The sequence below is a fragment of the Sphingosinicella microcystinivorans genome (genome assembly GCF_027941835.1).
Lineage (GTDB): Bacteria > Pseudomonadota > Alphaproteobacteria > Sphingomonadales > Sphingomonadaceae > Sphingosinicella.
Map to the genome: position 1 here is coordinate 1,544,760 of NZ_CP116005.1, position 20,228 is coordinate 1,564,987.

General features: G+C 68.1%; 17 protein-coding genes and 1 tRNA gene. 7 read left to right on the top strand and 11 right to left on the bottom strand.

From position 1 onward, the window contains the following. Positions 1 to 35 precede the first annotated feature (35 nt). From PE061_RS07575 to PE061_RS07585, 3 genes are read right to left on the bottom strand one after another with little or no spacing between them, the layout of a single operon-like run. Complete coding sequence (locus tag PE061_RS07575) at positions 36 to 434, bottom strand: endonuclease domain-containing protein (RefSeq protein WP_271258489.1); 399 nt, start codon at positions 432 to 434, stop codon at positions 36 to 38. 5 nt (positions 435 to 439) lie between these two features. After that, on the bottom strand, positions 440 to 2,710 hold the full coding sequence (locus PE061_RS07580) for a xanthine dehydrogenase family protein molybdopterin-binding subunit (RefSeq protein WP_271258490.1): 2,271 nt from the start codon (positions 2,708 to 2,710) through the stop codon (positions 440 to 442). After that, positions 2,707 to 3,504: an SDR family NAD(P)-dependent oxidoreductase gene (locus PE061_RS07585; RefSeq protein ID WP_271258491.1), complete on the bottom strand. Its 798-nt coding sequence runs from the start codon at positions 3,502 to 3,504 to the stop codon at positions 2,707 to 2,709. Before PE061_RS07585 ends, PE061_RS07580 begins: the two co-directional genes overlap by 4 nt. A gap of 163 nt (positions 3,505 to 3,667) precedes the next feature. On the opposite strand from PE061_RS07585, the gene pepN reads away from it, so the two are divergent. Continuing rightward, positions 3,668 to 6,274 (top strand): aminopeptidase N, encoded by a 2,607-nt coding sequence (gene pepN / locus PE061_RS07590; protein ID WP_271258492.1) that lies wholly within the window; start codon positions 3,668 to 3,670, stop codon positions 6,272 to 6,274. Here pepN and PE061_RS07595 read toward each other — a convergent pair. Beyond that, positions 6,271 to 7,101 (bottom strand): class I SAM-dependent methyltransferase, encoded by an 831-nt coding sequence (locus tag PE061_RS07595; protein WP_271258493.1) that lies wholly within the window; start codon positions 7,099 to 7,101, stop codon positions 6,271 to 6,273. The genes pepN and PE061_RS07595 overlap by 4 nt on opposite strands. 66 nt (positions 7,102 to 7,167) lie before the next feature. Here PE061_RS07595 and PE061_RS07600 point away from each other — a divergent pair, with 66 nt between their 5' ends. Beyond that, on the top strand, positions 7,168 to 7,356 hold the full coding sequence (locus tag PE061_RS07600; RefSeq protein ID WP_271258494.1) for a hypothetical protein: 189 nt from the start codon (positions 7,168 to 7,170) through the stop codon (positions 7,354 to 7,356). A 19-nt stretch (positions 7,357 to 7,375) separates the two neighbouring features. Here the strand turns inward: PE061_RS07600 and PE061_RS07605 are convergent, their stop codons facing one another. The 5 genes from PE061_RS07605 to PE061_RS07625 form a co-directional block, all read right to left on the bottom strand. Beyond that, entirely contained in the window at positions 7,376 to 7,630 is a 255-nt protein-coding gene (locus PE061_RS07605; protein ID WP_271258495.1) for a hypothetical protein, read from the bottom strand. Beyond that, positions 7,627 to 9,138 (bottom strand): CpaF family protein, encoded by a 1,512-nt coding sequence (locus PE061_RS07610; protein WP_271259153.1) that lies wholly within the window; start codon positions 9,136 to 9,138, stop codon positions 7,627 to 7,629. The genes PE061_RS07605 and PE061_RS07610 overlap by 4 nt, the downstream gene beginning before the upstream one ends. Before the next feature lie 69 nt (positions 9,139 to 9,207). Beyond that, positions 9,208 to 9,630 (bottom strand): acyl-CoA thioesterase, encoded by a 423-nt coding sequence (locus PE061_RS07615; RefSeq protein WP_271258496.1) that lies wholly within the window; start codon positions 9,628 to 9,630, stop codon positions 9,208 to 9,210. Further along, complete coding sequence (locus PE061_RS07620; protein WP_271258497.1) at positions 9,627 to 11,681, bottom strand: S9 family peptidase; 2,055 nt, start codon at positions 11,679 to 11,681, stop codon at positions 9,627 to 9,629. Before PE061_RS07620 ends, PE061_RS07615 begins: the two co-directional genes overlap by 4 nt. Positions 11,682 to 11,764: 83 nt before the next feature. Then, positions 11,765 to 14,149 carry an EAL domain-containing protein gene (locus tag PE061_RS07625; RefSeq protein ID WP_271258498.1) on the bottom strand — a complete coding sequence of 795 codons (2,385 nt, stop codon included), beginning with the start codon at positions 14,147 to 14,149 and terminating at the stop codon, positions 11,765 to 11,767. A 122-nt stretch (positions 14,150 to 14,271) separates the two neighbouring features. Between PE061_RS07625 and PE061_RS07630 the strand changes: the two genes are divergently transcribed. Further along, positions 14,272 to 16,059, top strand: coding sequence for an aminopeptidase P family protein (locus tag PE061_RS07630; protein ID WP_271258499.1), 1,788 nt, complete (start codon positions 14,272 to 14,274; stop codon positions 16,057 to 16,059). A gap of 381 nt (positions 16,060 to 16,440) precedes the next feature. Beyond that, positions 16,441 to 16,515: transfer RNA gene (locus PE061_RS07635), tRNA-Thr, on the top strand. Positions 16,516 to 16,594: 79 nt separating this feature from the next. On the opposite strand, the gene PE061_RS07640 is transcribed toward PE061_RS07635, so the two are convergent. Together PE061_RS07640 and PE061_RS21750 are read right to left on the bottom strand one after the other, a co-directional pair. Beyond that, positions 16,595 to 16,876, bottom strand: a complete 282-nt coding sequence (locus tag PE061_RS07640; protein ID WP_271258500.1) for a hypothetical protein — start codon at positions 16,874 to 16,876, stop codon at positions 16,595 to 16,597. A gap of 132 nt (positions 16,877 to 17,008) precedes the next feature. Further along, positions 17,009 to 17,305, bottom strand: a complete 297-nt coding sequence (locus PE061_RS21750; RefSeq protein WP_420794378.1) for a Rap1a/Tai family immunity protein — start codon at positions 17,303 to 17,305, stop codon at positions 17,009 to 17,011. A gap of 124 nt (positions 17,306 to 17,429) precedes the next feature. On the opposite strand from PE061_RS21750, the gene istA reads away from it, so the two are divergent. From istA to PE061_RS21755, 3 genes are all read left to right on the top strand, one after another. Beyond that, the gene (gene istA, locus PE061_RS07645; RefSeq protein WP_021238707.1) at positions 17,430 to 18,944 is read left to right on the top strand and encodes an IS21 family transposase; all 1,515 of its coding nucleotides are present in this window, start codon (positions 17,430 to 17,432) and stop codon (positions 18,942 to 18,944) included. Then, positions 18,931 to 19,659: an IS21-like element helper ATPase IstB gene (gene istB, locus PE061_RS07650; RefSeq protein WP_031304487.1), complete on the top strand. Its 729-nt coding sequence runs from the start codon at positions 18,931 to 18,933 to the stop codon at positions 19,657 to 19,659. Before istA ends, istB begins: the two co-directional genes overlap by 14 nt. A 255-nt stretch (positions 19,660 to 19,914) precedes the next feature. After that, the gene (locus PE061_RS21755; RefSeq protein WP_420794379.1) at positions 19,915 to 20,172 is read left to right on the top strand and encodes a hypothetical protein; all 258 of its coding nucleotides are present in this window, start codon (positions 19,915 to 19,917) and stop codon (positions 20,170 to 20,172) included. The last annotated feature ends 56 nt before the right edge of the window (positions 20,173 to 20,228 follow it).

Below are 20,228 nucleotides of genomic sequence, written 5' to 3' on the forward strand. Positions count from 1 at the left end.
AACCCTCCCCAACCCCCTCCCTTGGCAGGGAGGGGCTAGATGCTCTCCTCTCCCCTCCCTGCAAGGGAGGGGTTGGGGGAGGGTAAGGGCTCCAGCGCGTGCAGGATCATCTCCAGCACGCCTTCGATATTCTCGTGAACCTCGCTGTTCGGGAAGCGCAGGACGCGGTAGCCCCGCTCTGCAAGTCGGGCGGAACGCTGCGCGTCATAAGTCTCGCGTGCCGCGTGGGTGTCGCCGTCAAGCTCGATGATCAAACGCTGCGACCGGCACGCGAAGTCCACGATATAGGGTCCGAAAACGACCTGCCGGGTGAACTTGTACCCTGCGAGTTGACGGCCTTTCAGGCGGTGCCACAATTTACCTTCGGCCGGGGCGGGTTCGGCCCGCATGGCGCGTGCATTGGCGAGCAGGACCGGTGGCAGGCGCGGGGCCATTCCCTTTATGCTGCGGCCCTCTCCGCGAGATCCCGGCAGATGCGCCAGAGCTTCTCGGGCGTGGCGGGCATGTCGACGTGGGTGCCGTCCAGCGCGTCGACGACGGCGTTCATGATGGAGGGCATGGCGCCGATCGTGCCGGCCTCGCCGCAGCCCTTGGCGCCGAGCGGGTTGTTGGGGCTTGGCACCGGGCGCGAGGCGAAGGCGATGCCGCGCGGCATGTCGTCGGCGCGGGGGATGCCGTAGTCCATGAAGCTGCCGGTGAGGAGCTGCGCGCTCTCGTCGTAGACGACGGTTTCGAGGAGCGCCTGCCCGAGGCCCTGCGCGATGCCGCCGTGCACCTGGCCCTCGACGAGCAGCGGGTTCACCAGCGTGCCGAAATCGTCGACGATGCTGTAGCGGGCGACGCGGACCGTGCCGGTGTCGGGATGGATTTCCACCTCGGCGACGTGGCAGCCGTTCGGGAAGGTCGGCGTCGGCTTCTCCTTCGCGTAGCGGGCGCGCGTGTCGAGCGCCTGCGGGTGGCGCTGCGAAAGCTCTGGCCAGCTCAGCGTGCGGTTGCTGCCGCGCGCGCGGAACAGGCCGTCGCCGAAATCGACGTCCTCGCCGAGATCGGCGCGGGCCAGCGCCAGCCCCTTGTCGATGATGCTCGCGGCGGCCTCGATCAGCGCGCCGCCGCCCCACACCATCGACCGCGAGCCGCCGGTGCCGTGGCCGACCTCCAGGCGTGCGGTGTCGCCCTGCACGATCCTCACCTGTTCGATGGGGACGCCCAGCCGCTCGGCGAGCACCTGCGCGTAAGAGGTCTCGTGCCCCTGCCCATTGGACTGCGTGCCGACCGCCGCCTCGATCGTCCCGTCGTCGAGGAAGCGCACGTCCGCGAACTCGTCGAGGTCGCCGCCGCCCGCGATCTCCACGTAGCAGGCGATGCCGCGTCCGTAGCGCAGGCCGCGCGCTTCGGCGGCGACGCGGCGGGTGGGAAACCCGGTCCAGTCGGCCTTCTCCAGCGCGGCATCGAGCAGCGCCGGGAAGTTGCCGACGTCGAAGGTGAGCCCGAGGCCGTTCGCGTGCGGAAGCTCATCCGGCCGCAGCAGGTTGCGGCGGCGCAGGTCGCCCGCGTCGCGGCCCGTCTCGCGCGCCGCCGTCTCGATCAGCCGCTCGATGATGTAGGTCGCCTCGGGACGGCCCGCGCCGCGATAGGCGTCGACCGGCGCGGTGTTGGTGACGACGCCGCGCACGTGGTTGTGCATCGCCGGGATGCGGTAGACGCCGCCCATGATGCGCCCGCCCGCCATCGTCTGGATCGCCGGGCCGAACTGCGCCTGATAGGCGCCGAGGTCGGCCCGGCTTTCAACGGCGAGCGCGAGGAAATTGCCGTCCGCGTCCAGCGCCAGCGCGGCCTCCGACACCACGGCGCGGCCGTGCGAATCGGTCTGGAAGGCATCGGACCGCTCGCCGGTCCATTTCACCGGCCGCTGCAAATGCTGCGCGGCATGGAGGACGAGCGCGTACTCGGGATAGATGAAGACCTTCATGCCGAAGCCGCCGCCGACATCGCCGGTGACGACGCGCAGGCGCCCGGGCGGGTATTTCAGGATCTTGCGGCTGAGGTCGCGGTGCATACCGGCGACGCCCTGGCTGCCGACGGTGAGCGTCAGGCCGCTTTCCGACCATTCGCCGAGCGCCGCGCGCACCTCCATCGAGGTCGGCGCGATGCGATTCTGCACGAGGCGCAGGCGCGTGACGTGCGCGGCGGAGGCGATGGCGGCGCGCGCGGCCTCCGCGTCGCCGGCCTGCCAGTCGAACACGATGTTGCCGGGGGCTTCGGGCCAGATCGCGGGCGCACCGGGCGCAAGCGCCGTGTCGAGGTGGGCGGCGGCGGGCAGGTCCTCGTAGTCGACGACGACGGCCTCGGCCGCAGCGCGCGCCGCGGCCCGCGTTTCGGCGACGACGAAGGCGACGCCGTCGCCGACGAAGCGGACCGTATCGGCGGCAAGCAGCGGCCGCGGCGTCTCGATCCGCCCCGGCAGCTTCACGAGGCAGGGAATTGGGCCGTAGTGCGCGACATCCTCCGCCGTGTACACCGCGAGCACGCCCGGCATCTGCCTCGCGTCCGCCGTGTCGATGCCGAGGATGCGCGCATGGCCGTAGGGCGAGCGCACCGTCACGCCGTAGGCGGTGCCCTCCGGCTGGAAATCGTCGGTGTAGCGGCCGCGGCCGGTCAGCAGCCGTTCGTCCTCCACCCTGCGGGGCGACTGGCCGACGCCGAATTTCATGGGCAATCCTCCAGAAGACAGGCGCGAAGGCCGGAGCGGTAGTCAGGATAGCGAAGCCGGATGCCGAGGTCCCGCTTCATCTTGCCGTTCGCGACGCGCCGGTTCTCGGCATAGAAGGCGCGCGCCTGCGGGGACAGCGCCGCTTCGGCGAGCGGCAGCAGCGGGGGCAGGGCCGCGCCCGCCAGACGGCAGGCGAAGGCCGTCACCGCGTGGCCGGGCGCGGGCAGGTCGTCGGCGACGTTCCAGACGCCGGGCGGCGCATTGAACGCAGCGATCACCGCCGCGACGATGTCGTCCACGTGGATGCGGCTGAACACCTGCGTTCCTGCGTCGATGCGCTGCGCCGTTCCCGCGCGCGCCCGGTCCAGCGCCGAGCGGCCGGGGCCGTAGATACCGGGCAGGCGCAGCACGCGCGCGCCGATGCCCTGCCACGCGAGATCGGCGGCGGTGCGCGCGCTGCGGCGGCCGGAGCCGACGGGCGCGGTTTCGTCCACCCACGCGCCGCCGGTGTCGCCGTAGACGCCGGTGGAGGAGAGGTAGCCGAGCCATGCGCCGGAAGATGCGAGCGCCGTGCCGTGCCGCGCCAGCACCGGGTCGCCATCGGCTTCGGGCGGCACGGAGGACAGGATGTGCGTCGCGCCCGCGACGGCGCTCGCCACGGCGGGGTCGTCCGCCGCGAGGATGCCGGGCCGCGCGGCGCGCGCCGTTCCCGTCACGGTCCAGCCGCCGCGCTCCAGCGCCGCGCGCAGCCGCGTGCCGGTATAGCCCTGGCCGAGGATCAGGAGATGAGGCATGGCGCCATCATGGCGGGGATACGGGGACGTGTCATGGGGTTGTGCATCCCTCGACTTCGCTCGGGATGATGGATGTGGAGTCATAAGGGATTTCATCCCGAGCGAAGTCGAGGGATGCACCGCAGCCGTTCGAACCCGCTGGCGATTCGCGCGGGCGCTCACTATGTCGGCTGTCATGGAAGCACGCAGCGAAACCCCCGCCATCACCCGCCGTGAGGACTATGCGCCGCCCGCGTGGCGCGTCCCCGAGATCAGCCTCGCCTTCGATCTGGACGCGGAGCGCACGCGCGTCCGCGCGGTGCTGAAGGCGGAGCGGGCGGGGGGCGGCCCGCTCGTGCTCGACGGCGACGATCTCGACCTCAAATCGGTCAGCGTCGACGGGCGCGTGCTCGGCGAAGGCGACTACACGCTTGCCGGAGGCACGCTGACGATCCCGCTCGCGGGCGACACGGCGACGGTGGAAACGGTCGTGGAGATCGCGCCCGCCGCCAACACCAAGCTGATGGGGCTCTACGCGTCCGGCGGCAACCTCTGCACGCAGTGCGAGGCGGAAGGCTTCCGCCGCATCACCTTCTTCCCGGACCGGCCGGACGTGCTCAGCCGCTACTCGGTGGAGCTGAAGGCCGACAAGGCGCGCTACCCCGTGCTGCTGTCGAACGGCAACCCGGTCGCCTCGGGCGACCTGCCGGACGGCCGCCACTTCGCGCGCTGGGACGATCCGTTCCCGAAGCCCTGCTACCTGTTCGCGGTGGTCGCGGGCGATCTCCGCGCGCTGGAAGACGGTTTCGAGACGATGTCCGGCCGCCACGTGACGCTCGGCATCTGGGTGCGCCCCGGCGACGTGGAGAAGTGCCGCCACGCCATGCAGGCGCTGAAAGACTCGATGCGCTGGGACGAGGCGCATTACGGGCGCGAATACGACCTCGACGTGTTCAACATCGTCGCCGTCGACGACTTCAACTTCGGTGCGATGGAGAACAAGGGCCTCAACATCTTCAATTCGAAGTACATCCTCGCCGATGCCGAGACGGCGACCGACGCCGATTTCGACGCGGTGGCGGCGGTGGTGGCGCACGAGTATTTCCACAACTGGACCGGCAACCGCATCACCTGCCGCGATTGGTTCCAGCTCAGCCTCAAGGAAGGCCTCACCGTCTTCCGCGACCAGAGCTTCAGCGCCGACATGGGCAGCCCCGCCGTGAAGCGCATCGAGGACGTGCGGGCGCTGCGCGCCGCGCAGTTCCAGGAGGACGCCGGGCCGCTCGCGCACCCGGTGCGCCCCGAAAGCTACATCGAGATCTCGAACTTCTACACGGCGACCGTCTACAACAAGGGCGCCGAGGTGATCCGCATGGCGGCGACGCTGCTGGGGCCGGAGAATTACCGCAAGGGCACCGACCTCTATTTCGAGCGCCACGACGGCGAGGCCGCGACGGTCGAGGATTGGGTGAAGGCGCTGGAAGACGGCGGCGGCGCCGATTTCGGCCAGTTCCGCCTGTGGTATTCGCAGGCGGGGACGCCGACCGTCACCGCCGATCTCGCTTACGATCCGGCGAAGAAATCCGCGACGCTGACGCTCGCGCAGGCCGTGCCGGACACGCCCGGCCAGTCGAACAAGGCGCCGATGCACATTCCGCTGAAGGTCGCGCTGTTCGGGCGCGAATCGGGGTCGCCGCTCGGGCCGGAGCAGCTCTTCCAGCTCCGCTCGGCGAGCGCGACGATGACGTTCGAGAACGTCGCCGAGCCGCCGGTGCTGTCGATCAACCGCGGCTTCTCGGCGCCGGTGACCGTCGAGACGACGCGCAGCGCCGCCGATTTCGCCTTCCTCTCCGCGCACGACGACGATCCGTTCGCGCGCTACGAGGCGATGCAGCAGCTGATGATGGACCGGCTGGTCGACGCCGTGCGCAGCGGCGGCACCGATGCCGCGCCGCTCGTCGAGGCGGTGCGCCGCACGCTGAAGAACCAGGCGCTCGACCGCGCCTTCATCGGCGAATCCATCCTGCTGCCGACCGAGACGATGGTCGCCGAGCGGCTTGCCGCGAACGTCGATCCGGATGCCGTGCACACGGCGCGCGAGGGCCTGCGCCGCGCGCTGCTGGAGGGCGTGGGCCGGGAGACGTGGACGGCGCTCCACGCCAGCCTCGCCGACGGCGGACCCTACGACCTGTCGCCCGACGCCAAGGGACGCCGCCGCCTGAAGAACGTCGCGCTCGGCTATCTGTTCGCGGACCCCGATGACGCCGCCGTCGCGGCCGCCGAGGCGCAGTACGACGCGGCGACCAACATGACCGACCGCATCGCCGCGCTCGGCCTGCTCGTCGATACGGACAGCCCGGCGCGCGGGCGGGTGCTCGGCGATTTCTACGACCGCTTCAGGGACGATGCGCTCGTGCTCGACAAGTGGTTCTCGGCGCAGGCGATGGCCACCGGCGTAGGTGCGCTCGAAAAGGCGATCGCGCTCGCCGCGCACGCCGATTTCACCATCCGCAACCCGAACCGTTTCCGCGCGCTCGTCGGCGCGCTCGCGATGAACCAGTACGTGTTCCACCGGAAGGACGGCGCCGGCTATCGCTTCGTGGCCGACAGGCTGCTGGAAGTGGACGCGATCAATCCGCAGACGGCGGCGCGTTTCATCGCGCCGTTCGGCCGCTGGCGGCGCATGGAGGACGAACGCGCCGCGATGATGCGCGCCGAGCTCGAACGCATCGTCGGGGCGCCGGGCGTCTCCCGCGACACGTTCGAGATGGCGTCGAAGAGCCTCGCCTAGGAGGCGGGCTTCACGAACTTCAACGTCATGCGGTCGGATTCGCCGATCGCGGCGTACTTGGCGCGGTCCTTGTCGCCTTCCCGGAAGGTCGGCGGCAGCGTCCACACGCCGTTCGGCCAGTCCGCGGCGTCCTTCGGATTGGCATTCACCTCGGATTCGCCCGCGAGCCGGAAGCCCGCCGCCTCGGCGAGCGCGACGATGGTCGAGCGCTTCATGTAGCCGGAGCCCTTCATCGCCTCGTCGGGGCGGTCTTCCGGCAGGCGGTGATCGACGACGCCGAGCACGCCGCCCGGCTTCAGCGCCGTGTAGAACGCCTTGAACGCGTCGCCCGCGAAGCCGCCCATGTACCAGTTGTGGACGTTGCGGAAGGTCAGCACCATGTCGGCGCTGCCCGCCGGGGCGAGGCCGTCGTAGTGGTCCTTGCCGAAGCGCGTGACTTCCACGGCCTTGTAGAGCGGATTCGACGCCAGCTTCGCCTGATACGCCGCCAGCGATTTCGCGGCATATTCCGACGCCTCGGGAACGCCGTGGGCGGCATAGAGCTTGCCGTGGTCGGCGAGGATCGGCGCCAGCACCTCGGTGTACCAGCCGCCGCCGGGCGCAACCTCGACCACGGTCATGCCCGGCGTGAGGCCGAAGAACGTCAGCGTTTCCGCCGGGTGGCGATACTGGTCGCGCGCGCGGTTCGCCTCGCTGCGGTGCGCGCCCGCGAGCGCGGCGGCATAGTCCGGCGCGGCCGGAACGGCGTGATGGCCGTGGTCGTGCTGCGCGGCGGCGGGCACGGCGGCCGCCGATATGAGCGCGGCGGCAAGGATGGTGCGGATCATTCGGAGTCTCCCTCTTCGGCCTTCGTGGACTTGTTCTATACGCGCCCGGCGCACTATCTGCCTCGCATGACGTTCGAGATCACGCTGCAGATGATGTCGGTCGCGCTCGCGTTCGGCCTCGTCAGCCTCTGGCAAGTCCGCCGCAAACGCAAGCCCGGCGCGCTGCCGTGGGTTCCGTGGCACGGTGTGATGTTTCTGGCGCTGCTCGCGCTGATCGTCGGCGCGGCGCATCTGCCGGCCGTGTGGCCGCGTTAGGGCCGGTTGCCGGAGGGGCTCAGTCCTCGAGCGGGCGGCAGGCGGCGATCTTCGCCTTGGCGACGATCAGCATGGTGCCGTCCGATTGCAGGAACGGCACGAACGGCCGCGCGTCGTTGAGGCATTCGAGCACGCGCTCGTCTGGGCCGACGAACATGTGGCCGGCAAGGCTCGTCCCGTCTTCCAGAACGAGTTCCACGGCCGCCTTGCGCTTGGTGCGCAGACGCGATTTCACGATCGGCGGCGTGACGGGAATGAGGGCTTCGACGGTCACAGGCAGGCCTCCAGAAGGGCCTGGTCGAAACCGAAGGCCTTGGCTTTCTCGAACGTGTGCGGGCGCAGGCCCATCGAGCGGTATTCGCCGATGATGCGGCCGTCCTCGGTCTCGTCGAGATACTCGAACTTGAACAGTTCCTGCGTCACGATCACCGGGCCTTCCATGCCGACGACCTCGGTGATGTTCGTCACGCGGCGCGAGCCGTCGCGCAGGCGCTTCACCTGCACGATCATGTCCACCGAATCGGCGATCTGGCGGCTGATGGCCTCCTTCGGGATCTTGATGTCGCCCATCATCACCATGTTCTCCATGCGCGCGAGGCATTCGCGCGGGGAGTTGGAGTGGAGCGTCGCCATCGAGCCGTCGTGGCCGGTGTTCATCGCGGCGAGCAGGTCGAAACACTCCTGCCCGCGGATTTCGCCGAGGATGATGCGGTCCGGGCGCATACGCAGCGCGTTGATGACGAGGTCGCGGATGGTAATCGCGCCCTTGCCTTCGAGGTTCGCGGGGCGCGTCTCCAGCGTCAGCACGTGCGGCTGCTGGAGCTGAAGCTCGGCGGCGTCCTCGATGGTGATGACGCGCTCGCCGGGGTCGATCATCTTCGACATGGCGTTCAGCATCGTCGTCTTGCCCGACCCCGTGCCGCCCGAGATGATGACGTTGAAGCGGCAGGCGCCCGCCACCTTCAGCACCGTCGCCATCTTGTCCGACATCGAATCGCCCTTCTGCATCATGTCGATGGTGATGGGCTTGGCGGAGAACTTGCGGATGGAGATGGCGGTGCCGCGAAGCGAGAGCGGCGGCACGATCACGTTGACGCGGCTGCCGTCGGGCAGGCGCGCGTCGGCGAGCGGCGTCGTCTGGTCGATGCGGCGGCCGACGCGGTTCACGATGCGCTGCGCGATCTGGAACAGATGCTCCTCGTCGCGGAACACGATGCTGGCGAGCTCGAGCTTGCCCTTGCGCTCGATGAAGGTCTGGTTGGGGCCGTTCACCATGATGTCCGAGACGGCCGGATCGGCGAGCAGCATCTCGAGCGGCCCGAGGCCGAGCAGCTCGTCGACGAGCACCTTCTCGAGCGCGATCTGCTCGCGGCGGTTGAGCGTCAGCTTCAGCTCGGCGAGCACCTCGCCGATGATCGGCCGGAATTCCTCGCTCAGCTCGTCCTTGGAAAGCGTCGCGGCGGCTTCCGGGTCGACACGCTCCAGCAGGCGCGGGAGCACCTGCTCCTTGATCTTGTGGATCGAGGCCTCGAAGCCCTCCTGGCGCGAGGTCGCCTGATCGGCGGCGCCGCGCTCGCGGGCGCTGAGGCGCTGCATCGCGTCCTGCACGCGGTCGCCCGTCACTTCGACGGCGGGCTCGGCGGCTTCCTCCTCCTCGGGTTCCGGCAGCGGCTCAACCGCCGGGGCCGCGCGCGATCCCCGCATGGGCGCTGCGTTGCCGAAGCCCCGACGCGGCGTGCTCAGCGCCGCTCCAATTCCAGCTTTTCTGCCGAATGCACTCATCATGATCCCCTCGGCCGAAACCGTCGGCCGCTGAGGGAAACTAGCGCGGCAAGCTTAGCAAACTCCTAACTATACCGACTTTTTCGGAACGAAAGGCGCGGTGATTTCCGCTGTCACCCGCATCGGGCGGCGGCTTTCCCGGTCCAGCAGCGCCCACGTGGTGAGCGCGCGCACGCGGACCTTGCCGTCCGGGCCGGTCACTTCGACGAAACGGTCGTAGCGTGCGCCCTTGGGCGCGTCGCCGACCCACGTGCGCAAGGTCAGCGTCTCGCCGAGGTGGCTGGGCGCGCGGTAGTCGATCTCGTGGCGGACGACGACCCACACGACGTTCGCGGCGAGGTCGGCCGGGGCGACGGCGTACCAGTGCGCGACAGCCACGTCCTGAATCCAGCGCACGTAGACGGCGTTGTTGACGTGGCCGAGCTCGTCGATGTCGCCGGGCATGGGCGTCTTCTGCTGCGTGAAGACGGCGTGCGGCGCTTCGCCCGTCATCGGCCGATCTGGCTGATCAGGAAGGCATATTCCTCGGCGTCTTCCTCCAGCGAGACATAGCGCCCGGACTTGCCGCCGTGGCCCGCGCCCATGTTGGTCTTGAGCAGCAGCACCTTGTCGTCGGTCTTGGCGGCGCGCAGCTTCGCCGCCCACTTCGCCGGCTCCCAATAGGTGACGCGCGGATCGTTGAGCCCGCCGGTGATGAGCAGCGCCGGGTAGGCCTGCGGCTTCACGTTGTCGTAGGGGCTGTAGCTGCGGATCAGTTCGAACGCGGCCTTGTCCGCGATGGGGTTGCCCCATTCCGGCCATTCGCCGGGGGTGAGCGGCAGCGTGTCGTCGAGCATGGTATTGAGCACATCGACGAACGGCACGTGCGCGGCGACCGCGCCGTAAAGCTCGGGCGCCTGATTGGCGATCGCGCCCATCAGCTCGCCGCCCGCCGAGCCGCCGGAAGCGGTGACGCGGCCGGGCGACGCGAAGCCCTGTTCGATCAGGAAGCGCGTCACGTCGACGAAATCGTTGAACGTGTTGGGGCGCTTGTCGAGCTTGCCGTCGAGATACCATCGGTAGCCGAGATCGTCGCCGCCGCGGATGTGCGCGATGGCGTAGGCGAAGCCGCGGTCGAGCAGCGACAGCCGGTTCGCCGAGAAGCCCGGCGGGAAGGCGAAGCCGTAGGCGCCGTAGGCGTAGATATGGAGCGGGCCGCGCCCGTCCTTCACGAAGTCCTTGCGGTAGACGACGGAGACGGGAACGAGCGTGCCGTCCCGCGCCGGGGCCATCAGCCGCTCGGTCGCGTACTGCGAGGGGTCGTAGCCGCTCGGAATCTCGCGGACCTTCAAGGTTTCGAGGCGGTCGTCGGCGAGGTGGTAATCGTAGACCGTGTTCGGCGTCACCATCGACTGGTAGTCGATGCGCAGCCGGTCGATGCGGTACTCCGGATTGGTGGAGAGCGTCGCGACGAAGCTGGCCTCTGGAAAGGCGACGTAGCGCTCGCCGCCGTCCGCGTAGCGGCGCAGCCGGATCTGCGACAGGCCGTCCACCCGTTCCTCGATGACGAGAAGGTTCTCGAAGCTGGTGGCGGACTGGATGTAGTGCCGGTCGCTGCCCGCGATCAGCTCGCTCCACTGGTCGGGTACGGCAACGGAGGCGGTGACGACGCGGAAGTTCGGGTGCGTGTCGTTGACGCGGATGTAGAGCGTGCCCTCGCGCTCGTCGACATCGTATTGCCGGTCGGCCTTGCGCGGCGAGACGAGCACCGGCGCCGCCGCGAAGTCGTCGGTCGGCAGCAGGCGCACCTCGCTCGTCGTGTGGTCGCCGGTCTGGAGCACGGCATACTTGCGCGACTGCGTGCGGCCGATCTGGACGCCGAACTCCTCGGCCGCTTCGGTGTAGACGGCGCGGTCGGCGGACTGCGCGTCGCCCAGCCGGTGGTGCCAGACCGTCTTGGAGCGCCAGTTCTCGTCGGCGTCCGTATAGAGGAAGCTCTTCGAATCGGCGGCCCAGACGAGGCCGTAGCGCCAGTTCTCGATCACGTCGGGCAGGTCGGCGCCGGTTTCGAGGTCGCGCACGCGCAGCACGTAGCGTTCGGAGCCGTTCGTATCGACGGCGTAGGCGAGCAGGCGCTGATCCGGGCTGACGGCGAGGCCGCCGAGCCGGAAATACTGGTGCCCCTCCGCGAGCTTCGGCTCGTCGAGGATCACAACGTCGCCGCCGCCCGCGGCGGGCCGGCGATACCACTTGCGGTACTCGGCGCCCGCATCGAAGGCGTACCAGTAGAGGAAGTCGCCGTCGCGCTGCGGGACGCTCGAATCGTCGTCCTTCACGCGGCCCTTCATCTCGTTGAAGATGGTCTGGGTAAGGCCCTTGTGCGGGGCCATCACCGCCTCGAAATAGGCGTTCTCGGCATTGAGGTAGGCGAGCACCTCCGCGTCCGTCACCTCCGGATAGCCGGGATCGCGAAGCCACGCATACGGGTCTTCGACCGTGATGCCGTGGCGCGTGAAACTGTGCGGCTTGCGGGGGGCGACGGGCGGCTTCGGGATTTCGGTCATGGCACTCCGGTCGGTCTGGGCCTCGAGCGGCCGCAGGGAAGGTCCGGTGTGTTTGCGCGAGCGGCGCCGCCGCGGTCAACCGTTCAGGAGGCCTGCGCGATCTTGTCCTCGCCGCCGTCGCCGCCCGGCACGCCGGGGTTCGACGGCGTCACCAGCCCGGCGTGCATGTCGATGTGCTCGGGGCGGCCGATCAGGAAGCCCTGCACCTGGTCGCAGCCTTCGCGGCGCAGGAATTCGAGCTGCGTTTCGGTCTCGACGCCCTCCGCCGTGATCGGCACGCCGAGGCTGTGGCCGAGGCTGACGATGGCGCGGACGATCTTCTCGGCCTGCGGCGAACGGCTGATCTCGTCGACGAAGCTGCGGTCGATCTTGATGCGGTCGAACGGAAAGGCGTTCAGCGTCGAAAGCGACGAATAGCCCGTGCCGAAGTCGTCCATCGCGATGCGCACGCCGAGCGCCTTCAGGCGGCGCAGGTTCGAAAGCGCGCGCGCCTGATCGAGGAACAGCGCCGATTCGGTGATCTCGATCTCGAGCCGCGCCGGGGAAAGCCCGCTGTTGACGAGGATCTCGTGCACGCGGCTGACGAGCGAATTGTCCTGCAAATGCAGCGCCGAGAGATTCACGGCGACGCGGAACGGCCGCTCCCACTTCACCGCCTCGAAGCAGGCCTGCTTCAGCACCCAGTTGCCGAGCGCGATGATGAGGCCGTTCTCCTCGGCGACGAGGATGAAGTCGTCGGGCTGCAGGAGCCCGCGCACCGGGTGCTGCCAGCGCACCAGCGCCTCGAAGCCGACGATGCGGCCGTCCGCCATCGCGGCGAGCGGCTGGTAGCTGAGCCGAAGCTCGCCGGCGTCGATGCCCTTCTTGAGGTCGCGCGCGAGGCGGCGGCGGTCGCGGATCGCCTCGTCCATGTCGCGGCTGAAGAAGCAGGCGGCGTTGCGCCCGCCGCGCTTCGCCCGGTAGAGCGCCATGTCGGCGAAGGCGACGAGATCGGAGGCGTTGCCCGCGTCCGCCGGATAGAGGCTGATGCCGACGCTGCCGGAAATCTCGACCTTGTGCTCCTCGTAGGGCACCGGCTCCAACAGGCGTTCGAGCAGGCTGTGCGCGCACTGCGCGGCCTCGGTCGGCTGCGTGCCGCCGTAGAGCGCGATGACGAACTCGTCGCCGCCGATGCGCCCCAGCAGGCTCGATCCCTTGGCCATGCCGCGCAGGCGATTGGCGACTTCCGCGATCACGAGGTCGCCGGCGCGGTGGCCGTGGACGTCGTTGATGTGCTTGAACAGGTCGAGATCGACGAACAGCAGCGCGACCGGCTCGCCTTCCTGCGCGGCGCGCTCCAGCAGCGCGTCGAGGCGCGTCATGAAGGCGTTGCGGTTGAGGAGGCGCGTCGCGCTGTCGTGCTGCGCGAGGTAGCGGATCTCCTCCTCGGCCTTGCGCTGCGCGCGAAGGTCGCGGATCGCGTAGACCGCCTCGGCCTTGTCGTCGGAGAGGCTGCGCGAGCGGACCTCCACCGGGATCGCCTCGCCGTGGTCGAAGGGGCTCAGCAGCGCGTCCTCGTTGCCGGTCTGGCTGTAGCCGCGTTCGAGCAGGTTCTTGTCGACCGGGCGGCCGATGACGTCGTCGTGGTCGGCGCGGACGAGATTTAGGAAGCTGGTGTTGGCGTCGACGATCCTGCCGTGCGCGGTGATGACGATGCCCTCGAAGGCGCCGTTCGCGAGCCGCCGCAGCCGCTCGACGGCGCGCTCGGCGCCCTTGGCGTCGACGAGCGCCGCGCCGAGGCCGGTCGCGATGACGATCAGCGTCACGGCGGCGATGGCGCCCGCGATGGCGAACTCCGAGATGACGAGGCCGCCCTTCCCGCCCGCGCCCGGAACGATGTTGAGCGCCGCCATGGCGATGAAGTGGAAAGCGCATACCGCGAGACCGAGGATGATGCCGCCGGCCGCCTGCCGCGGCACGGTCCGCGCTGGTCCCGTGGCCGCAAAGCCCGCGCTCGCCATCAGCGCGCAGGCGATGAAGGCCACCGCCACGAGGTCGCGGTCGACGTTGAACACGCCGTCGACGTGGAAATCCTTGAGGCTGGAGAAGTGCATCACCGTGACCGCGAAGGTGAAGATGACCCCGCCGAACGCGGGCCGCACCCATCCGTCGAGGTTGGCGGCGGCGTAGAAGGCGGCGATCGCCATCGGCAGCACGAGGATCAGCGAGGTGAGCAGCCCGACCGGGCCGTGCCCCGTGGACACGCCCGGATGGTAGGCCAGCATGGCGAGGAAATGCATCGCCCACGCGCCGAACCCGGCCGAAATGCCGGCCAGCAGCAGCCACGTGGGCCGCGCTTCGCCGCGCGCCACGAGGCCGCGCGAGAAAAGCCGCACCGCGGTCAGCATCGACATCACGCAAATGATGACGGCAAGCGCCGTGAAATTCGGGTCGAACTGGCTTCCCAGCGCCAGTATGCGGTCCATCATTGCGATTGTTCCAATCTCGATCTCGCGCCATATTGGCACGCGATATTTAACAAAGCCTTGGCGCCGGGGCCTTCGGACGCGGGCATCTGCCCCGTTTCCCGGCAGCGTTTGAGGAGTTTTCGATGTCGACTTACCGTGACCGGCTGGCGGCGCTTCGCCGCGCGCTGGCGGAAAACCGCTACGACGGCTTCGTCGTGCCGCTCACCGACGAACACATGAGCGAATATGTCGGCAGCTACGCGCAGCGGCTGGCGTGGCTGACGGGGTTCGAAGGCTCGGCCGGCTCCGCCGTCGTGCTCGCCGGGGAGGCCGGCATCTTCGTCGACGGGCGCTACACGCTGCAGGTCCGCGATCAGGTTGACGGCACGCTCTACCAGTACCTCGGCGTGCCGAAGGTTCAGATCGCCGACTGGCTGGAGGAGAAGGTCGGGCCCGGGCAGCGCATCGGCTTCGATCCGTGGCTGCACACGCGCGGCTGGGTGGAGGCGACGGGCAAGCGGCTTGCGGCGAAGGGCGCCGAACTGGTGCCGGTGACGGACAATCCGGTTGACCGCGTCTGGACCGATCGGCCCGCACCTTCGGCCGAGCGCCTCGAGGTGCACGGCGAGGCGCTTGCCGGCCGCAGTTCCGCGGAAAAGCGCGCCGAAATCGCCCGCTGGCTCGGCGAGAAGAAGGCGGACTGCGCGGTGATCGCCGCGCTCGATTCGATCGCGTGGCTGTTCAACGTGCGCGGCCGCGACGTCTCGCGCACGCCCGTCGCGCTCGCCTTCGCGATCGTTTCGGCGGACGGCAAGGCGCAGCTGTTCACCGCGCCCGCCAAGATCACGCCCGAGGTCGCCGCGCATCTGGGGCCGGATGTCAGTGCTCTCCCGCCCCAGGCATTCGTGGAGGCGCTTCAGGCGCTCGGCAAGGCGGGCAAGGCCGTCGCGGCCGACCCCGCCACGTGCGTCGCAGCGATCTTCCAGGCGCTGGAGGCCGGCGGCGCGCGCATCGTCGAGGCCCGCGACCCCTGCATCCTCGCCAAGGCGATCAAGAACCCGGTCGAGATCGCGGGCGCGAAGGCCGCGCACGTGCGCGACGGCGCGGCGCTTTCGCGCTTCCTCAGCTGGTTCGATCGCACGGCGCCGACGGGCGCGCTCGACGAGATCGCCGCGGCCGCGAAGCTCGAGGACTTCCGCCGCGAATCCAACCTGCTGAAGGACCTGTCGTTCGACACGATCTCGGGCGCCGGGCCGAACGGCGCGATCGTCCACTACCGCGTCTCGCCGGAGACCAACCGCAAGGTGGAGCGGGACAGCATCTTCCTGCTCGATTCGGGCGGGCAGTATCTCGACGGCACCACCGACGTGACGCGCACGATGATCGTCGGCACGCCGACGGCGGAAATGAAGGACCGCTTCACGCGCGTCCTCAAGGGCCACATCGCGCTCGCCACGGCGCGCTTCCCGGTCGGCACGCGCGGCGGCCAGCTCGACGTGCTGGCGCGCCAGTTCCTCTGGCAGGCCGGCCTCGACTACGCGCACGGCACCGGTCACGGCGTCGGCAGCTTCCTCTCGGTGCACGAAGGCCCGCAGCGCATCGCCACCTACGGCGGCGGCGACGAGCCGCTCGCCGCGGGCATGATCCTCTCGAACGAGCCCGGCTACTACAAGACCGGCGAATACGGCATCCGCATCGAGAACCTCGTGCTGGTCGTGCCGGTCGAGGTGGCGGGCGCCGAGCAGCCGCTGCTCGGCTTCGAGACGCTGACGCTGGCGCCGATCGACCTCAGGCTCGTCGATGCGGAGCTGCTAAGCGATGCGGAGCGGGCATGGCTGAACGCCTATCACGCCCGCGTCCGCGAAGCGCTGACGCCCGTCGTTCCGGAGGATGTGCGCGGCTGGCTCGCCGAGGCGACACGCGCGCTTTAGGCCGGATCCGGTTCCTGCGCCCTGCCGGTATCCGTACCGTCGTGCGCCGGCCCTGCCGCCGCACGGGCCGCAGCCTTCCGGCGATGCAGATTCTGCCGCAGCGCCGCAGCGAGCCGGGCCTTGCGTTCGTCGGCGGAAGGGCTGGTCATGGTCCCGCTGTAGCGGGATTCCCCTCCATTCGCCAAGCACCTTGCTTGACAAGGCGGCGCCTGCTCGCCCATAGGACGCCGCCCGCACGAATGGCAGGCTGCCGTAGCTCAGTGGTAGAGCGCATCCTTGGTAAGGGTGCGTCCCAAGAGCGAAAGTGGTGAGGAAACAAGAGTTTAAGGACCACCTCGGAGGCTCAGGGGAGCAGGCCGGGGAGCAGATTTGAAGGGTTATGCTGCTGTAGCTCAGTGGTAGAGCGCGTCCTTGGTAAGGACGAGGCCGGGAGTTCAATCCTCCCCAGCAGCACCACCATCCCCCTGATAAACAACGCAAATATGGCCGCCGGGCGGGGTGCTCGGCGGCCATTTGCGTTTCGGTGGGGTGCGGGTTAGTCGTTGTCGCTGCCCGCCGCGAGCATCCCGGCCAGAATGGGCCTTACCTCCAGTGCGTCTGCAATCTGCGTGATGTGGTGTGCCCAGTCGGCGGCCCCGTCGTCGGCAAAATCGGGATTGTGAAGCTCCCGCAAGAACAGGGTCGCCGCCAGCGTCGCGCGGGCGCGGCGCTCCAATGCCCCGATGTCGGTTTCCTCAAAGCCGATTGCCAGCGCGTCCATGTGGTAGGACAGGTTTTCGTGGGCCAAATCCATAGCCGCTACCGCTGCTGCATCCATTTCTAGGTTCCTTTCAGTTCTGCCCCGCCACCATTGGCGGGCGCGAAAGGACAGGTCGCACATGCGGCGCGGCGCTGTTTGGGGGCATATTCGGTGCCCAGAGGGTGCGAAGAGGCAGCGTTGGTCCCCGCACTACCGGCAAGGGAACGCCTCTGCCATCGCCTGATGGTACAAATAGATCGCTGGCAAGTGTCGCTTCGCGGGGTTGTCTCGCAGGAATTTCAGGAACACAGCAGCGTATTGCCCAATCGATCCACCAAATCCCGGAGTGCAATAATCGGGCTTTTCCGGCTCAGTGGAAATCGTCCCGCCAGCCGCCTGCGTGGCTCCATTAATCCATCCTAGACAAGTGAGGGCAGCAGTTGAATTTCTCCTGCCCCCGTCCTCTGTATGAGCGCAGGTAGCAAGGGCGTCGCGGCCCCACTGCATCCCTAGAGGTGAGGATCAGCGTGCAATAGGCACCCCCTTCGTGGGGTGATCGGCGTGCAAAAAGGACCCCTTCATCCCGGGGATTTAGTCGGCCGACTGGTTTTGATCAGTTGGCGAGAACGGGATGTTGATCGTGGAGACAGTGGTTCGGATTCGGCGTGAGCATGCAGCGGGTAAGGCGATCAAGGCGATCGCTCGTGACCTTCGTTTGTCGCGGAAGGTCGTCCGCAAAGCGATCCGGTCGCCGGAGGCGGCGTTCAACTATCAGCGCAAAGTCCAGCCGCTGCCGCGGATCGGTCCTTATCAGGATCGTCTCGATGCGCTGCTTGAGGAGAACGAAGGTCGCGGCCGCCGCGATCGGCTACGGATGACGCGTATCCATGACCTGCTGGTGCGCGAGGGGTTCGATGGATCCTATGATGCGGTGCGCCGCTATGCGGCGCGCTGGCGTGCTGCGCGGCGGAAGGATGCTGGCGAAGGCGCACCGGCGTTCATCCCGATGACCTTCCAGCCGGGTGAGGCCTACCAGTTCGACTGGAGCCACGAGGATGTGGAGATCGCCGGCAAGCCGATGCGGGTGAAGGTGGCGCATATGCGTCTCTGCGACTCGCGCGCACCCTATGTCCGAGCCTATCCGCGCGAGGGCCAGGAGATGCTGTTCGATGCCCATGCCCGGGCGTTCGCGTTCTTCGGCGGTGTGCCGCGACGCGGTATCTACGATAATATGAAGACGGCGGTGACGGCCGTGTTCACCGGCAAGGAGCGTGTGTTCAACCGCCGCTTCCTGATCATGACCGATCATTACATGGTCGAGCCGACCGCCTGCTCGCCGGCGGCGGGATGGGAGAAGGGCCAGGTCGAGCAGCAGGTCCAGACGATCCGAGGCCGCTTCTTCCAGCCGCGACTCCGGTTCGCCAGCCTGGCCGAGCTCAACGGGTGGCTGGAGGCCGAGTGCCGGCGCTGGGCCGAGCATCATGCCCATCCCGAACGCGGGGATATTACCGTCGCCGAGGCGCTGGATATGGAGCGACCGGCCCTGCAGCCGATCCTGGCACCGTTCGACGGCTTCCATGAGAGCGAGCATGCCGTCACCGGCACCTGCCTCATCAGCTTCGATCGCAACCGCTACTCGGTCATGTCGACGGCCGCACGCCGGACCGTTCAGGTGCGCTCCTATGCCGATCGCATCGTCATACGCTGCGGCGATGCGATCGTCGGGGAGCATGAGCGCCACTTCGGTCGGAACCGCACGATATACGATCCCTGGCATTATCTGCCGGTCCTCGCGCACAAGCCCGGCGCGCTGCGTAACGGCGCACCGTTCCAGGACTGGGATCTGCCGCCCGCCCTGCACCGATTACGGCGAAGGCTCGGCACCGGGGACGAGGCCGATCGCAGGTTCGTGCGGGTCCTCTCGGCGGTGCTCACCGATGGCCTGGAGCCGGTAGAGGCTGCCGTGCGCGAAGCGTTGGCGAACGGAACGGCCAGCGACGAGCTGATCCTCAACATCCTCTCCCGGCGCCGCGAGCCGGCGACACCCCACAGCATCGTCACTTCGGAAGACCGGATGCTGCAGCATCCTCCGCTCGCCGACTGTGCCCGCTATGATCTGCTGCGAGGCTATGATGCAGCGGCATGATATGATCGACACGATGCGCGGCCTCGGACTCAAGGGCATGGCGGCGGCGTTCGACGAGGCGGTCACCACCGGCCTCCAGCGCAAGCGCACCACCATGGAGATACTGACCGACCTGCTCCGTGCTGAGGCGACCCACCGGGATGCAGCCTCCATCCGCTATCGGATGACGGCTGCGAGGCTGCCCGTGGTGAAGGACCTGGAGCGGTTCAGCTTCGAGGGCACACCGATCAATGAGGAGATGATCCGCTCCCTTCACGATGGCTCCTTCCTCCCGCCTCGCCGCAATATCGTGCTGGTCGGCGGCACGGGGACAGGCAAGACCCACCTCGCCATCGCGATCACCGCCAATGTCGTGCGAAGGGGCGCTCGCGCCCGCTACTTCAACACCGTCGATCTGGTGACACGCCTCGAAGAGGAGACCCGGATCGGCAAAGGCGGGACCCTGGCGGCGCAGCTGTCGCGGCTCGACCTGATCGTGCTCGACGAGCTCGGTTATCTGCCGTTCGCCCGCTCGGGAGGGCAGTTGCTGTTCCACCTCATCAGCAAGCTTTATGAGCGGACCAGCGTCATCATCACCACGAACCTCGCCTTCGGCGAATGGCCGACCGTGTTCGGCGATCCCAAGATGACCACGGCGCTGCTCGACCGCGTCACCCACCACTGCGATATCGTCGAGACGGGCAACGACAGCTGGCGCTTCAAAAACCGCAGCTGACAGCCACCTTCGGCGCCTTCAAAAATCTATCTTGCGCTGCGCGCGCCTCCGGTCGGGCTACGCCCGCCCTCCGCCGCACGCAGCGCAAGGCCATCTTCAACAAACCAGCATCATATTATCCGAAAAGGGGGTCCCTCTTCGACGCCGATCGGGGGTCCCTTTTGAACGCCGTTTGACACATAAAATCTGGCGCCGAATGTGCCCAGCCTATGTTGTAGGCTTGATGGCTTGGGAGATCGAAAGAGCATCCAGCCTATGGCTGCGCGGGCGGATGAAGTCGGTTATGATCGACTGCATTACTTCATTGGTGCGGGGGATTTGGGACAGCGCGCCGCTGGAAGCAACATTGTGGCAGTAGTCGATGCGCTTATCGGAGGTGACACGGCACAGCTGATCATCGACGATACCGCGTTGCCGAAGAAGGGGGGCTTCGATTGGGATCGCGCCAAAATATGCTTCGGCACTGATCGGAATCGGCAAAGCTCCTTCCAACAAAGCGATATTGTAATGTAGGGCAATATGGTCATACTATAAACATGGTGGTAGTAGGAAAATGAGGGGAGATCATC